The organism is Tsuneonella troitsensis, assembly GCF_001441535.1.
GTDB classification, from domain to species: Bacteria; Pseudomonadota; Alphaproteobacteria; order Sphingomonadales; family Sphingomonadaceae; genus Tsuneonella; species Tsuneonella troitsensis.
On the sequence record NZ_LMAU01000005.1, the window covers coordinates 1 to 15,347 of the forward strand.

General features: G+C 61.2%; 17 protein-coding genes. 5 read left to right on the top strand and 12 right to left on the bottom strand.

What is annotated here, in order from left to right; all coding sequences use genetic code 11:
• Positions 1–279: 279 nt before the first annotated feature.
• The 3 genes from AR323_RS15160 to AR323_RS11490 are packed head-to-tail and all read left to right on the top strand — an operon-like array spanning position 280 to position 2,461.
• Entirely contained in the window at positions 280–846 is a 567-nt protein-coding gene (locus AR323_RS15160) for a ParB/Srx family N-terminal domain-containing protein (RefSeq protein WP_235510396.1), read from the top strand.
• Positions 768–1,610 (top strand): DNA-methyltransferase, encoded by an 843-nt coding sequence (locus tag AR323_RS15165; protein WP_235510397.1) that lies wholly within the window; start codon positions 768–770, stop codon positions 1,608–1,610. Before AR323_RS15160 ends, AR323_RS15165 begins: the two co-directional genes overlap by 79 nt.
• Positions 1,607–2,461, top strand: a complete 855-nt coding sequence (locus tag AR323_RS11490; RefSeq protein ID WP_057884139.1) for a DUF5681 domain-containing protein — start codon at positions 1,607–1,609, stop codon at positions 2,459–2,461. Before AR323_RS15165 ends, AR323_RS11490 begins: the two co-directional genes overlap by 4 nt.
• A 208-nt stretch (positions 2,462–2,669) precedes the next feature.
• Here the strand turns inward: AR323_RS11490 and AR323_RS11495 are convergent, their stop codons facing one another.
• From AR323_RS11495 to AR323_RS15170, 8 genes are all read right to left on the bottom strand, one after another.
• Positions 2,670–2,897, bottom strand: coding sequence for a hypothetical protein (locus AR323_RS11495; RefSeq protein WP_057884140.1), 228 nt, complete (start codon positions 2,895–2,897; stop codon positions 2,670–2,672).
• 665 nt (positions 2,898–3,562) lie between these two features.
• Complete coding sequence (locus tag AR323_RS11500; RefSeq protein WP_057884141.1) at positions 3,563–4,060, bottom strand: hemerythrin domain-containing protein; 498 nt, start codon at positions 4,058–4,060, stop codon at positions 3,563–3,565.
• Between the two features lie 188 nt (positions 4,061–4,248).
• Positions 4,249–5,583, bottom strand: coding sequence for a PQQ-dependent sugar dehydrogenase (locus AR323_RS11505; RefSeq protein ID WP_057884142.1), 1,335 nt, complete (start codon positions 5,581–5,583; stop codon positions 4,249–4,251).
• The gene (locus AR323_RS11510) at positions 5,580–6,017 is read right to left on the bottom strand and encodes a DUF2231 domain-containing protein (protein ID WP_057884143.1); all 438 of its coding nucleotides are present in this window, start codon (positions 6,015–6,017) and stop codon (positions 5,580–5,582) included. The genes AR323_RS11505 and AR323_RS11510 overlap by 4 nt, the downstream gene beginning before the upstream one ends.
• A gap of 68 nt (positions 6,018–6,085) precedes the next feature.
• Positions 6,086–6,319 carry a hypothetical protein gene (locus tag AR323_RS11515; RefSeq protein WP_152980331.1) on the bottom strand — a complete coding sequence of 78 codons (234 nt, stop codon included), beginning with the start codon at positions 6,317–6,319 and terminating at the stop codon, positions 6,086–6,088.
• A gap of 46 nt (positions 6,320–6,365) precedes the next feature.
• Complete coding sequence (locus AR323_RS11520) at positions 6,366–8,903, bottom strand: cbb3-type cytochrome c oxidase subunit I (RefSeq protein ID WP_057884145.1); 2,538 nt, start codon at positions 8,901–8,903, stop codon at positions 6,366–6,368.
• Positions 8,900–9,889: a cytochrome c oxidase subunit II gene (locus AR323_RS11525; protein ID WP_235510591.1), complete on the bottom strand. Its 990-nt coding sequence runs from the start codon at positions 9,887–9,889 to the stop codon at positions 8,900–8,902. The genes AR323_RS11520 and AR323_RS11525 overlap by 4 nt, the downstream gene beginning before the upstream one ends.
• Entirely contained in the window at positions 9,882–10,040 is a 159-nt protein-coding gene (locus AR323_RS15170) for a c-type cytochrome (RefSeq protein WP_235510593.1), read from the bottom strand. Before AR323_RS15170 ends, AR323_RS11525 begins: the two co-directional genes overlap by 8 nt.
• A gap of 254 nt (positions 10,041–10,294) precedes the next feature.
• Here AR323_RS15170 and AR323_RS14485 point away from each other — a divergent pair, with 254 nt between their 5' ends.
• Positions 10,295–11,035 (top strand): c-type cytochrome, encoded by a 741-nt coding sequence (locus AR323_RS14485; RefSeq protein ID WP_083495390.1) that lies wholly within the window; start codon positions 10,295–10,297, stop codon positions 11,033–11,035.
• On the opposite strand, the gene AR323_RS11535 is transcribed toward AR323_RS14485, so the two are convergent.
• Positions 10,959–11,609 carry a cytochrome b gene (locus AR323_RS11535; protein WP_057884148.1) on the bottom strand — a complete coding sequence of 217 codons (651 nt, stop codon included), beginning with the start codon at positions 11,607–11,609 and terminating at the stop codon, positions 10,959–10,961. The two genes, AR323_RS14485 and AR323_RS11535, sit on opposite strands and share 77 nt — an antisense overlap.
• Complete coding sequence (locus AR323_RS11540) at positions 11,606–12,322, bottom strand: cytochrome c oxidase assembly protein (RefSeq protein WP_057884149.1); 717 nt, start codon at positions 12,320–12,322, stop codon at positions 11,606–11,608. Before AR323_RS11540 ends, AR323_RS11535 begins: the two co-directional genes overlap by 4 nt.
• A 622-nt stretch (positions 12,323–12,944) precedes the next feature.
• Here AR323_RS11540 and AR323_RS15370 point away from each other — a divergent pair.
• Positions 12,945–13,352: an energy transducer TonB gene (locus AR323_RS15370; RefSeq protein WP_123321901.1), complete on the top strand. Its 408-nt coding sequence runs from the start codon at positions 12,945–12,947 to the stop codon at positions 13,350–13,352.
• On the opposite strand, the gene AR323_RS11545 is transcribed toward AR323_RS15370, so the two are convergent.
• Entirely contained in the window at positions 13,353–14,723 is a 1,371-nt protein-coding gene (locus AR323_RS11545; RefSeq protein ID WP_083495392.1) for a L,D-transpeptidase family protein, read from the bottom strand.
• A 5-nt stretch (positions 14,724–14,728) separates the two neighbouring features.
• Positions 14,729–15,301 (bottom strand): hypothetical protein, encoded by a 573-nt coding sequence (locus AR323_RS15000; RefSeq protein WP_200956708.1) that lies wholly within the window; start codon positions 15,299–15,301, stop codon positions 14,729–14,731.
• Between the last annotated feature and the right edge of the window lie 46 nt (positions 15,302–15,347).

The window sequence follows — 15,347 nt, forward strand, 5'->3', positions numbered from 1 at the left end:
GAATTCCGCCATTTCCTGATGCCAATTCCCTGCGCCCGGAACAGGGAATTCACCCACCTCGAACAGCGACCGGTTGCGCGCGAACAGCGAACGTTCCGCAGCGAACAGCGATCGGGCGTCGGTTGCTGAACGATGGCTACAAGGCAGTGAGCTCGAGACCATTGCTCCTATTCTTGGCACCGGGCAAAGCGGTCCTGTTCCCCCTTCGTTCTTGACATTCCAGCCCAGTTGTGATAAGGGTCGCACTCCATCGCTGGATAGCCGAAGGAGACAACAATAATGAACTACCCTGCCCAGCAGGTGATCGAACTGTCGATCGACCTATTGAAGCCTTACCCGCGCAACGCGCGCACCCATTCCAGAAAACAGATCAAGCAGATCGCGGCGTCGATCGAACGGTTCGGGTTCACTAACCCGGTCCTCGTGTCGGACGGCGGCGAGATCATTGCCGGCCATGGCCGCGTCGAGGCAGCACGGCTGCTGGGACGCAGGACCGTGCCCACGCTGGCGTTGTCCCATCTCTCCGAGGTCGAGCGGCGCGCCTACGTACTGGCGGACACAAGCTCGCGCTCAATGCCGGCTGGGACAAGGAGATCCTCGCGATCGAGCTGCAGGCGCTGGTCGATCTCGAGTTCGACGTCGAGATCACCGGGTTCAGCCTGGCGGAGGTCGACCTTGCGATCGACGAGGCCAGCGAAGCGAGCACCGATGGTCCGCTTTCGCCCGAGGACGCAGTACCGACGGTCTCGGGAGAACCGGTTACCTGCATGGGTGACCTCTGGGAGCTCGGACGACATCGACTGCTATGCGGCGATACGCGCGATGCAGCCGGGATGGACCGGCTGATGGCAGGCCAGCGGGCCGACCTCGTGTTCACCGATCCGCCCTACAACGTCGCGATCGACGGCAACGTCTGCGGGTTGGGCTCGGTCAAGCACCGGGAGTTCGCGTTTGCATCGGGCGAGATGAGCGAGAGCCAGTTCACCGGCTTCCTGGCAGACACACTGGGCAACATCGCGCGGGTCATGCGCGACGGGGCGATAGCCTATGTCTGTATGGACTGGCGCCACATGGGCGAGCTGGTCGCCGCCGGGGAGCAGTGCTTCACCGCGCTCAAGAACCTGGTGGTCTGGAACAAGACCAACGGCGGGATGGGCGCCTTCTATCGCTCGAAGCACGAGCTCGTGTTCGTGTTCAAGCAAGGCACCGCCGCTCACACCAACAGCTTCGGGCTCGGCGAGACCGGTCGCTACCGGACCAACGTGTGGGACTATGCCGGTATCAGCTCGCTCGGGGCGAGCCGCTCGGACGAGCTCGCGATGCATCCCACGGTCAAGCCGGTTGCGCTCATCGCCGATGCGATCCGCGACTGCTCGCGCCGCGGCGAGATCGTGCTCGACGGGTTCGGCGGCTCGGGCAGCACGCTGATCGCAGCCGAGAAGACCGGGCGCTCGGCGCGGTTGATCGAGTACGATCCGATCTACTGCGACACCATCATCCGGCGCTGGCAGGATTACACCGGCAAGCGGGCATGCCTTGCCGGGACCAGCGACTGCTTCGAGGACGTTGCCGAGGAACGGCGGGGCCTTGGGCGGGAGGCCGCGGAATGAGCGCGGCCGAAGATCAGGATGACAAGGGCGAGGTGCTCCCCGTCCCCTACAAGGTGGGATACGGGCGTCCGCCGACCGAGCACCGGTTCCGCAAGGGTTACTCGGGCAACCCGCGGGGCCGTCCGCGCGGCGCGCGCAACAAGCCGAAGATAGATACCGGTATCGGCATGCGCGGCGCCGAGGCGTACCTGCGCGCCGAAGCCTACCGGATGGTCACGCTGCGCGAGGGGGACAATGTCATCGAGCTGCCGGCCATCCAGGCGGTGTTCCGGGCGATGGGCGTGGCAGCAATGAAGGGCAACCGGTTTGCCCAGCGCACGCTGGCCGACATGATCACCAGGGTCGAGCACGAGGACTTCACTTCGCGGCTCGATGCGTTCGGGAAGTGGGCCGAGTACAAGCACGAATGGGGCGAAGCGATTGAACGGGCCAAGCTAGCGGGCAGGGAGCCACCTCGGCCCATTCCACATCCGGACGATGTCCTGCTCGATCCCAACACCGGAGACGTGAAGTTCGCTGGCCCGCTGACGAAGAAGGCGCGTGACCGGCTCGACCATGCTCTAGCGCGTCGCGCCGAGGCACAGGACAACGTCAACTACTACGCAGACCAGTACAGGACGCTGCCGGATGACCACCCTCTGAGGCCACGCTACCTGGACGAATGGCACTGGGAGCAGCGCATGTTCGACATCATCAACGATACCGTCTCCGAGCGCTACAAAATCAAGCTCGAGAACCGGTCCTACAAGGAGGGGGCCTCGCGATCAGGCAAAGCACTCGACGAGCTGCGGGCAAGCAGGAGGCTCAGGGACGAGTCTGCGGAGTATGGAACTAAGGGGGGTAGCCGCTAACCAGCCAGAGTCAGATCCGCGCCCCTCTCCCGCCGGCCACCCAACTGCCAAATCAACTTTCCTACACATACTGACTTGGCCTAGCGCCCGGTCATGCGCCGGCCGAATCGAACAGAACTGGAATTTGCCTTCCTGCTGTTCCTGTACGTCGTGCCAATGGGTTATTGGATGCTGCGCACGATCCTGGCGTTCATCGGTCTTTAGGCTGTCAATTGGCGACCTGCCAGTATCCCTCAAGGAACGTCAGGTCGGCTATCTTTTTGCCATCCTCGAACATGATCGCGTGGCGCTTGTTCGGGAAAGCCTGAAGACGGGAGAGCGCGACTTCCGGCCCCAGCGCCTCAAGCTCGATCTCTTCGGTCTCGCATCCATAGCCGTGTTCCAGCCTGATGAGATACGAATGATAGCCCGGCGTACGGGGTAGTGGGTGCGGCATTGGGCGACCTTCCGACCAGCGAAGGGGGGGGTATTTCCCATGAAATCGTGGCTGATGCAAATCTACGACCCGATCAATTCGCGACTCTTACGCCTCGCTTCGACCTGACTGACTGAGTGATGTGTCTGTCATCTTTCGAAGGAACCCACAGCCCGCTTCTTGCTTAGCACAGCATGGAAGTCGGTTCGTTGTCGCTTACGCGCTCAAGCTCATTGTAGCCGGGGTTGTCGGCTGCGCGATCATCCTTCGCCGCAAGCGCCTCAAGAGGCATCAAATGACGCGGGGCCGCCGCATCCGCAGCTAAAGAAACCCCCGCGAAATGCGGGGGTTTAGTTTGCACAGGGTTCGGTGGCAGGACTCAGGGGGATGAAGCCACCTATGCGACCCGAACGCATGAAAGATGCGCAAGTTCCGCCAAATCCCGACTGAAACACCCGTCCTTCGCCAGTGGAACAATATTTAGTGACGTGTCCGGGGGCTTGCACTAGGCCACTCGTCAGGCGCGTTGCACTTGTGCGACCCGAATGCGACGCGCCACCACAACGGTTCAACCGGCCGCCCTTCGGGATCGCTGGGGGAGAGGAAAGAGCCGGTAGGCCCTGCCAGCGCAGAGGCAGGGCCATGCCGAGCAATTGTGCGCAATCCCTGCGCCATAAGACACCTGGTTAGGTGGTTCGCATTTCTGCGGGCGGAAGGCCGTCCCCTTCGGCAAGCACCATGAGGTCTTCTTTGCGTGCGAGCATCTGCTGCCCCAACGCATCCAGATCGACGTTTGCCGCCCGGGCTTGCTGGAACATGTTCTCGTGCTGCTTCTCTTCCTCTTTCACGTGGTGCTCGATCTGCTCCTTGAGCACTGTCACCTTCGCATCGTAGAATTCTTCATCGGGTGATCCCGCCGCGATCTCGTTGACGAGCATCTTGGCGCCATCGTGCTCAACGTATGCCTCTTTCAGGAGATCGTCGTCGATCTTGCCCTCGAGCGCAGGGTAGAAAATCTCTTCCTCGATGACGGTGTGGATTTTGAGTTCGTTACAGATCTGGTTTGCGATCTCTGCCTTCGCCTTCACGCCCGAGGCACCTTCGTACTTCGAGAACAAGTCCTCCACCTTGCGATGGTCGGCGGCCAGGATGTGTGTTGCGTCGGTATCTGCCCTGGTAGCCATGGCCAGTCTCCTCTGACTGGCCAACGTGACTCCCACGCGGTTCGTTCCCTTACTCCCAATCCCTGAAGTAATCTGAAGCGTGGTTGTGGCCAAGCGAGCCCGTCGGCGCTGAGCCAGCGCTACCCAACCCATCAAGAATCCGCGACGACTTCACAAAATTGCGAGTCTTCGACACCGCGTTTAAAACCTCACTGGTTGACGCGTGAGGAAGCAGCTTGCTGAGACACCGCTGCCTGGCGCGGCGCTATCCGCCAAACGGTATTCGACACGTCATCGGCCACATACAGCGCGCGGCGCTGAGCATCGAAAAGTACGCCGACCGGGCGACCCCGTGCGTGACCATCCTTGAGAAAGCCAGTAGCCAAATCGATCGGTTTGCCATTTGGCCTTCCGCTCCTAAACGGGACGAACACGACTTTGTACCCGGACGGATCGCTGCGGTTCCAACTACCGTGCTGACCCACGAACGCGCCTTCCGTGAATGGACCGCCAAGTCCACCGCCGGTTGCGAAACTCAGGCCAAGCGCGGCCACGTGTGAACCGAGAGCATAGTCCGGTGAGATGGCCGTCTTCACCAAATCGGGCCGCTGGGGTCGGATACGTGGATCAACGGTTTGGCCGAAGTAACTGTAAGGCCAACCGTAAAAGCCGCCTTCGCGCACGGACGTGAGATAGTCAGGCACGAGTTGAGGGCCGAGTTCATCCCGCTCGTTCACCACCGTCCAAAGTGCGTTGGTCGAGGGGTTGATCGCGAGCGCCGTGGGATTTCGAATGCCGGACGCAAAGATGCGATTTGCGCCTGTTTCGCGATCGATTTCCCAGATCACGGCACGGTCCTCTTCGACCGACATGCCGCGCTCGCCGACATTGCTGTTCGATCCAATGCCGACGTAGAGCTTCGATCCATCAGAACTGGCGGTCATCGCCTTGGTCCAGTGGTGATTTACGACCGAAGGTAGCTTGGTGACCTCGGTGCCGGGCGAAGTGATCTGCGTTGCACCTTCGGTGTAGGGGAAGCTCATCAGGTCGCCCTGGTTCGCAATGTAGATCGTGTTGTCGACAAAGGCGAGGCCGTAGGGCGCGTCGAGGCCGTCGATGAACGTCGTTTGCAGGTCTGTCTGCCCGTCGCCATCGGTATCCCGCAGTAGCGTGATGCGATCGCCGCCCTTAACTGAACTTTTGCCGCGCTTCTTGATAACTCCAGCGATGACATCCTTCGGCCGGAGTTTTGGCGCTTTTCCGCCCGAGCCTTCCGCAACGAGCAGGTCTCCGTTTGGTAACAGAAGCATTTGGCGAGGGATCTTCAAGTCCTTCGCGATGGGGGCGACCGTGAAACCGTCGGGTACGGTGGGCAAATCCCCTCCCCAGCCTTTCGGGGTGGGAATCTTCATGGCTGGAAGAAGCGCATCGTTTTGCGCGGGTAACTGCGGTCTGGCGCCCGTCTGATCGAGAGAGGGATCGCTTTCAGATTGGCATGCGGCCAAAGCCAGGATGAGCGGGGTGAGAGTGAAAAGCCGGTTCATGCGCTCCGCTCCGACTGTACGGTTCCGGAATAGGCGAGAAAAGCGGCGGCAAACGCGAGCGCGGTGCACGCAATCGACATCACAAGACCGGCCGTACCAACCGAGTGCCAGCCGTCACGCGCGTGGTGGAGCGCGTTGAACATGCCAACCACGAACATCGACGCGACGACAACCAGATACAGCATTCCCCGTCCCCGCGCGTGGCGTGCGCGGCCCAGGAATAGTCCCAGAACCGCCCATGCGAGGACAATGCCGGCGAAGAAGTCTGCACCAGCGATCAGCCACGACGCGAAGTTCGTCCACTGGATTTCGGCCGAGTTGAGATAAGTGATGTCGGCCAGAAGGGCCGACGGGTAGAGTGCTACCGGAAAGGCGAGCAGGATTGCGTGGAATGGATTGGCGAAACTGCGTGTCCGCGTGACTGTCGCATCCATCGGCCGATCTCCTGGTTTCCTCTTGCGCTGTATTTCCAACACATCAATCGGCGAAAAGTGCCTGAGGGTCAGCCCACGATGGCGGGCAAGGTACCGAAGACAATGGCCGCGACGGCCAAAGCAGCAGCAGCGTGCCCGATAGGCCCGATCTTCGCGCGATATCGGGCCACTGCAACGGCAAGCGCGGTCGCCGCGAAGAACGATCCTCCGATGGCGACCCACCGCGCGGCGGCTTGGTCAGGTAACACTAGCACCGCTCCATAGGCGACGATGAAATGCGCAGCCCAGACGGCGAAGGCCATGATCAACGTCCGATAAACCGCCGGTCGATCGATCGGTTTGCCGGACTCAGGCACCCGGGAACACTCTTGGCAGGATCGTGAAAACCATCCCCTGCACCGCGCAGAAGGCTACGAAACGACCGACCACGTCCATAGTCACATTCGTCGGGGTCGTCATGATCCCACGCGCTTCGCGCAAGGCGAGGTAAATCGCCATGATCACCGCCACGATTAACACCTGGGCCTGCAGCACGGCGAGCATGAAGACCGTTGCCCCCATGCCGTTCTTTGTCGGGCCGAGGCCGGTCGCCTGCCACCCGGCCACGTCGAGCCACAGCGCCCCAACCAATAGGGCGACGGCAAGTGCCTCAATCATCCATGGCAAATCACCCGGATGCTTGCCGTGACGGCGTGCTAGCACCTTCCGCCCACCCCAGGCGCCCAGCAGGGCAGACGCTTCGAGGCCGACGATCAATGCAGTTTCGCCAAGGGGCGGCGGCGCACTCCAGACTTCGGGATTGATTCCGTAGAGATAGAGATAGGCGAACAAGGCCATGAATCCGATCATGCCAATGACCACCATCAGTGTGTTGAGGGCCCACCAGCCGTGGCTGCTTGGTCCCGTAATCGCTATCGGTACTTGGATTCCGGCCCCGATGTCGGCTGTCTCCTGCTTGATCGGGCGGTCGGTCTCCCACAGCCAGCGCAGCGTAGCGGCGACTGCGATCGCTCCGCAGAAGATCGCGAACGGGTAGGCCTGGACGGTCAGCGACAGGAAGAAACCGGCAGTAAATACCGCAGCGGCGAGCGGCCATCCCGAGGGGCCCGGCATGATCTGGAGATATTGGGGTTCGGCCAGGATGGGCGAGGTAATGAGCGTCTCTCGTCGGCCCGTCGCTGAGCGGGGAAGGAAATAGCGTCCCTCTTCGACCTCCCGAGCAAGGGGGGGTTGATCCCAGAGGGGTTCGCGCGAGGTAATCATGGGGATTGAACGGGTAGAATAGAGGCCCGTCGGCAACCATTCCAGGGTGCCGCCGCCATAGAGATTGCCTACGTCGTCGTCCGTCGTGAACCGAAACCGCAGGGCGCAGTCGATAATGAACAGCAACACGCCAGCAGCCATCACGAATGCGCCTACGGTTGAGATCAAATTTAGCAGGTCGAGTTCGCGACCAGGCAGGTAGGTATAAACGCGTCGCGGCATTCCCATCAGGCCCGTCAGGTGCATCGGGAAGAACGTGATGTGCAGACCGACGAACATCAGCCAAAACACCCACTTGCCGACCCGCTCGGACAGCGCGCGACTGCTTGCCATGCCGTGCCAGTGATAGAACGCGGCGAACATCGGGAACACCATTCCGCCGATGAGAACGTAATGGAGGTGAGCCACGATGAAGTAGGTGTCGTGCGCCTGCCAGTCGAACGGCACCATGCCGACCATAACGCCGGTCAGGCCACCCATCGTGAACACCAACACGCTTCCCACCACGAAAAGCGACGGCGTGTTCCAGCGAATCTTCCCGCTTGCCAGCGTGGCAATCCACGCGAACACCTGAATGCCGGCGGGAAGGCTTACCGCCATGCTCGCGGCAGAGAAATAGCCCGCCGACACGCGCGGCATGTCAGTGGTGAACATGTGGTGAGCCCATACGCCGAAGCTGATGAACCCGGTAGCAACTAGTGCCAGCACGTTCAGGCGGTAGCCCACTAGCTCAGTCCGTGCGACGGTCGTCACCATCATGCTCATGAGCCCGGCAGCAGGGATGAAGATGATGTAGACTTCTGGATGCCCGAAGAACCAGAACAGATGCTGCCATAGCATTGGATCGCCGCCGCGCGTGGCATCGAAGAAGGGCCAATTGAAGGCCCGCTCGATCTCGAGCAGCATCGTGCAGAGAATCACGCTGGGGAAAGCGACCACAATCATCACCGCGAAGACCAGCATGGCCCACGCGAACATTGGCATCCGGTCGAGCGTCATGCCCGGAGCGCGAGTGCGCATCACGCCGACGATAATCTCGATTGCGCCGGCGATAGCGGAAATCTCGATGAAGCCGATGCCCAGCAACCAGAAGTCGGCATTGATGCCTGGACTGAAGGCTATGCTGCTGAGCGGTGGATACATGAACCAACCGCCGTCTGGGGCGAGGCCGACGAACAGCGACAAAAAGAACAGCGTGCCTCCGACAAAATATGCCCAGAAGGCGTAGGCAGAGAGGCGCGGAAAGGGCAGATCGCGCGCTGCCAGCATCTGTGGGAGCAGCATGATGCCGATCGCCTCGACCATCGGTACCGCGAACAGGAACATCATCACCGTGCCGTGCATGGTGAAGAACTGATTGTAGGTATCGACCCCCAGGAAATCCTGCATCGGCGCCGCAAGCTGTACCCGCATTGCGAGAGCTAGGATTCCAGCAGCGACAAAGAATCCGAACGCGGTGACCACATACCAGAAGCCAACGTAATTGTTGTTGACCGCTGTCAGCCTTCTCCAGCCGGTGGGAGCCGCCCAGATTTTCCGCAATTCCTCGACGTCGGCGTCGGGCTGCTTCTCCGTGGGAAATCGTGCGTAGAGCGCGTGGTCGAACCCGGTTTCGGATCTCATTTCTGTTGCTCGAGCCAGCGCGCAATTGCTTCCAGTTCGTCAGCCGCCAGTTTGTCGTAACTGGGCATTCGATTGCCCGGCTTGATCGATTGGCTGTCGCCGATCCAGCCAATGAGCGTGCCGAGATGATTGGGCAGCACGCCTGCTCCCAGCGATCGGCGCGATCCGACATGTGTCAGATCAGGGCCCGCAAGACCATTTGCCTCGGTCCCCGCCACCCGGTGACAGGCCGCGCAACCACTTTGCATGAACAGTGCCCGACCATCCGTCTTCTGGGTAGTTGTACCGGCCGCCTGTGACAGAGCATCATTCGCTTGGGTCGAAGCACTGGCCACTCTTACCATGCGCGTCCCCTGCCAGGCTCGGTAGTCAGCTGGTGGGTGCGCGACTGCGACGAAGCCCATGAGAGCATGCTGGCCGCCGCAGTATTCAGCGCACACGCCGCCGAACTCGCCCGCCCTGTCTGCCTCGATCCGCAGCAAGGTGCGGCGTCCCGGGATCATGTCCTTCTTGCCCGATAGATGCGGTACCCAGAAGCTGTGAATCACGTCTGCGGATTCGAGCTCCAGCACCACCGGCACTCCAACTGGTATGTGGATCTCGTTTGCGTCCTCCATTACGATATTTCCGGAGGGATCGAGGTATTGCACCCTAAACCACCACATCTCTCCAATAACTCGAATGCGCATCTCGTCGCCGCGGATTGGCTCGGTCAGACTGGCGGTCAGGGTTAGCCCCCAGACAAGCAGAGCCGTCAGCACAACGCCGGGAAAGGCGACGCCGCCGATCCAGATCGCACGCTCGCCTCCCAACATCGCTTTCCACTTTGGCGGGCCTTTGATCGCGACGAAGAGCGCAGCGGCAACGATAGCGGTAACAGCGAAACCGAGGCCGAACAGCGACCAGGCGAGCGTGGTTACTTTGTCCGAATATGGTCCCGCTGGATCGAGCACCGGCGGCGGCCAACCCCACAATGCATCAATCATGGTCAAGTCCATAAAGATAGGCCGCGATGTCGGCCGCCTCGCGCTGCGTAACCGGCATAGGCGGCATGGTCGAGCCCGGCTTGACCGACGGCGGGTTGCGAATGAAGGCTGCCAGCACATCCGGGCGATTTGGCAGGGTGCCCGCGATCAAGCCCACATCACCGAACCCGACAAGCGACGGAGCCAATCGCCCTTTTGGCCAGTCAATTCCGGGTATCTCGTGACACGCGCCGCACCCTGCCTTGCGTATCGCGATGAGGCCTCGGTCGATCGCGGCGGCGTCGGGCTCGTGACGAGTGTCGATTGGATTTTTGCAACCGGTCAGGACAAGGCAAACGGGTAAGGCGAGACGTGCCGCCGAGCGCGCCGCAATCCGGCCCCTTGTAGTCCGATGCCCCATCGAAGATGGGAACCGGAGAAACCGTGGTCTCGTTCCCATTGCCGATGCCTTTTCGTCCATCCGCATTCCTGTCCGCAACTCTGCTCGCGTCATCTGTCGCGGGCTGCACGCCCCCAGCGGTCGCCGACCCTTTTGACGATACGGGAGAGCTCATCGCCTTGTCGGGAGGCGACGCGGGCGCAGCCTTGGCTTGCCACACCTGTCATGGGGTGAACGGTATGGGCGACGGCGCGCTCGTCCCGCGCATCGCTGGGCTCGATGCAGGATACATCATCAGACAACTGGGGTTTTATGCCGACGGCCAACGCAGCCATGCGCAGATGAGCTGGTCAGCGGGGCGCCTTGATTTGGACGAACGCGCTGCCGTCGCGGCGTATTACGCGAAAATGCCCACTGTCCTGCCGCCTGACGTATCAAGCCTTGGGGGGCAATGTGCGCCGCCGGCAATCGCGGCGCTTTACCAATTGGGCTCTGCCGAGCGTGGGCTCACGTCATGCGCATCGTGTCACGGCGAAGACGGCAGCGGTGTCGGCGCAGGCAATCCGCCTCTTGTCGGACAGCCCGCCCCCTACCTAGCCAAACAACTGCGCGATTGGCGAGAAGGCAAGCGTTACGGCGATGCTCTCGGCGTCATGCATGCCGCAGCGACCAGGCTAAGCGAGGATGAGATCAACCCGCTTGCGGATTATATCGCGCGTGATCCCGGGCATTCTGGTCGTCCTCGATTTCCGGAAGAATGCCGATGACGACATCGTCGCGGTCCCAGAAATGATGCTTGAGCGCCGCGCCTACATGGAGCGGCACCAATAGAGAAAGCCCCACGATACCCCACAAGTGAAGGCTTTCTGCCCAGGCAAGGACATAGAACTGCCATTCCTGCGACAGCGTATGGAACGGCATCGCCGGGACTGCGACCAAGCCAGCAAGACGGAGCGGCGCGACCGGCTGGATCGCTGACCACATTGCCCAGCCGCTAAGAGGAAGCAACGCGAACAGTCCATAGAACAAGACATGCGTCACATGCGCAGCCGTCGACTGCCAGCCGGGCGCGTCCGCATCGTTGATCGGGTCAGGGATGAAGAGCCGCCAGACGAAGCGTAGAGCCGCAAGCAAGAGGATTGCGAGCCCAAGTTGGCTATGGAGCGAATAGGCGGCTAGCTTGTCTCCTCCGACCGGGACGCGCGACATGGCCCAGCCGAACCCCAACTGGAACAGCACCAGCGCGGCCATGATCCAGTGAAACCAGACCCCAACCGGCGAATATTTGCCCTCACGGATATAACCCAAAGCCCACTCGCGAACGTGGTCATGCAGCTTCATGCCGCCGCTCGCCGTCCCAGTGCACGGTAGAGAATAACCAGTGCAGCTAACAGATAGACGAGGCTTGCTGGAGCCCACATGACAATGCCTGCAATCTGCTGATCCTCAAGTGGATTGAGACCCCAGCTCTGCACTGTGAACCAGTGCGGGGCATATAGCGCCCGCGGGGCAAATGTCAGAAGTGCGCCCAGCGCTCCCATGGACACCATCATCGCCAGCAAAGATGCGACAGCCGCGTGCGCCGGCGAGCGCAAGACTTTGGCCCACCACAATGCCGCCGTGGCAACGAGGGTCAACTGCATGAGCCAGAAGACCAGGTCGTTGCTCATCACCGCTTCGTACATCTGTGGAGCATGCCACATCCAGAAGATCAGGACATGGACGGCCGTCCAAATGGGCAGGCTGCCTCCGAGCACGAAGCGGTTGCGCGAAGCTCCCACCAAGAGAGGGGCGAACACCGCTACGAGGACAACATCATGCACGACGCGAACCGTAAAAAGCGCTGAGCCCAGTGCGCAAAAGGGAGTGATGTACAAAAACGAGAAAATCGCAGTCGCACCCACTGACGGAGTGGAGCGTAGCCGATCGCGGAAGAAAAATATCCCGGCGAGCATACCGATCACGATGAGGACCAACTCAGGCGAGAAATTCCAGTTCGCCCACCATTGCGCTGGTTTCGGTGCCTCTCCGCAATATGGCAGCCACTCACGCATCGCCCGAGGAGAACCTTTCACTGATCAGTACTGGAATGCCTTTGCACGTATGCGGGTTCCGTTTCGACGGCGGTTGGGTCCTGTTCAACAATCCCGCCCCCTAGGCAAGCAGCGCGATACAGTATCACACCATTTGCGAAAAAACCCCCGCCGGAGCGGGGGTTGAACCAGTCAGGGGCTGCGGGCGGTTGGGAAAGACGCACCGCGATATCGTCCGAACGCAAAAATTCCTGGCGAGTTCCACGCTGAGCTAAACGAACTTCCGAATATACCTCGGCAACCGATACTGATGGCGGCTACCCGCGGACCCCGTGGTGCGCTTTGTCGTTGATGGATAGCAATGTACAGTGAGCAGGCCCAAACATCGCGCCGACTCTTGGCCGCTGCCGCCTCGCTTGCGGTCAATGGAAGCCTGATCGTCGTCCTTCTATGGGGTTTAGCGTCAACGGGCAATGAGAGTGCAGTCGAGCGTGAAGCCGCGCTGACGACGGTAGAATTTCGGCCCGAACCCCGTCCGAAGCCGCCTCCTAAGGAACCTGCGACCAATCTGGACGACCATTCTGCGGGTCAGATAGGCAAGTCGTCTCCGATTGTGGAGCCGCCTGTCGTTCTCCCGGTACAAATGCAGCCTGCAGCTCCAGTCGCTGGGACTGGACTAGCGACAGGTTCGGGAAATGCAGGGCCGGGTACAGGGTCTGGAAGTGGTGGAAAAGGGGCTGGTTCGGGCGGTGCCGGTTCTGGCTCGCCGCCAGTCCGAATAACCGGGACATTGCGTGACACCGACTATCCGCGGGAGGCGCAAGCAGCACAGCTCGCCGGGACCGTCGGGATCAGCTTTCGAGTACGGACCGATGGAAGGGTCGATCGTTGCACTATCGAGCAATCGAGCGGACATTCACTTCTGGATGACCTCACGTGCCGCCTGTTCACCGGACGCTATCGCTTTAGCCCAGCCACCAACGCCGCAGGCGAGCCGATAGAGGCCGTTTTACGAACAAGTTTCACGTGGGGAATGCGTCCGCGAAGGTGATTACCCGCCAGCGAACTCAACCGGCGTACTGCTATCGAGTCCATAGACGTCGCTACGGAACGCAATGCCGCGCTCCGTCGGCATCGCCGTGAGATAGGTAATGTAAACCGGAACCAGGGTGGGCAGATCTATGCGTTGCTCTGGCTTTGTCTTTGCTGCCTTGGGCAGCGACTTGCCGAGGAGCCACTTGCCGAAACGATCCGCGTCCTCGAGCCGAACGCAGCCATTACTCAGTTGTCGGTCGTCGAGCTTGAGCAGAGCGCGTTCGGGCGTGTCGTGGAGATAGATGCCCTGGGCGTTGGGGAATTCGAACTTTACCTTGCCCATGAAATTCGGCCCGCCGGGCTTCTGGCGGACCCGTGGGGGTGCAATTGCTCCTTGGGCAACCGCCCGCCAGTTCACTTTCGCTGGGTCCAGTGCGGCCGGATTGTCGGTGAAATCGGAAAGGACCTCGTAAGTGTTCTGCTTGAGGTATCGCAACCCGCGATCAAGGACGTTGTTCGCAATAGTGTGCTGCACAAGATCGGGCGGCACGTTCCAGTAGGGATTGACGATCGCATATCGAATAAAGCCTGCCATCGTTGGAGTTGCCGATTCCGGTTTGCCCACGACGACGCGCATCGAATCCACGACCTTGCCGTTTTCGTACATCCATAAGCGGGCGCTGGCCGCATCAACCAAGACATAGCGATCGGCCGGCGTAGCCGGCAGCGCCCGGACCCGTTCGATGTTTTCCCAGATCGTTCTGCGCTGGACGGGATCGAACGCGCGGGTATCCATCGCGTCGCGTAGCGGAGCGTAAAATGGATGCATCCATCCCATCTGGCGCACGTAGTCATCGAGTGAAGGTGCCTTGGCTGCAGCGGAAACGGCGGCCGTCACGCTCGGAATTACCGGCGCAAGGGCGGCACTTTCGTAAAGCATGGGCGCCCGGTGGCCCGCGCGGGTCGCACGGACATAGTCGGCAAACAACGTGGACAATTCGATTTCTGCGCGGGCTACGTCCTTTGCCTTTCCGGATCTCGCACGATCAAGTGCCCGGCGAGCGTCGCGTGTAGAAAGGCGCTTCAAAGTCTTAGGATCGAGCGCATCGAACTGGGCAGTCTCCAAACGATCCAGCAACCGATTTACCGCAGGCCCGGCCCGCCCGTCAGGCGTCAGCCACATTGGGCGATGGCCTCTCGCCGCGTAGAAAGTCCGTAATTCGTCGGCTCTGCCGGCGAGCTGTTCGCGCAGATCAGCTGGCGGCGGTGCGCCGAGAGTTTGGGCAAGGACGGGAGAAGGCGCGCCGATCGAAATCAGCGCGCCCAGTCCCACTGCGAGTACCGCACGCTTCAAGCTAGCCGATGTAGGCTTTGCGATACCCGCCATGCCGGTCAGCCCCGCTCACCGGTGTAGGCGACGTTGGTGTTCTGCACCGTCGGCGCACCGGAGTAGTATTGACCTTCGCGAACATATCCGTCGACGCAGCCGTCACGGTTGTTGTCCGCCCAGACTGCTCCACCCAGGCCACCGACTGCAGCACCGATGGCTGCGCCCTCGAGCACCCCAAGTCCGCCGATCAGCGCGCCCGCGCCTGCGCCGACAGCAGCACCCGCAACACCGGTCTTGACGGCTGTTCCGGCAACGCTCGGGCAGTTGGCAGCAGCAGCGGTCTGATACTGGCTGGGCTGGCCCTCATAATACTGGTTTTGATAGACGTAGCCGTCCGCGCGACCATCACCGTTGCGGTCTGCCCAGACTGCCCCGGCCAAGCCGCCCACCGCAGCGCCGATCGCGGCACCGGTGAGGAGATCGCCACCGGCAATCGCGGAAATGCCGGCACCTCCAGCCGCACCGATCGCAGCGCCGGTACCGGCGCTTGCGAGCGTATCGTTGTCAGAACCGTAGGAAGTGCAGGCGCCAAGCGGCAAGGCGGCGGCAGCCAAGAGAACGAGAGACTTTTTCATGATCAACCCTTTCGACAAGTTGTATCGGTCACTGACCGAAGTCCTC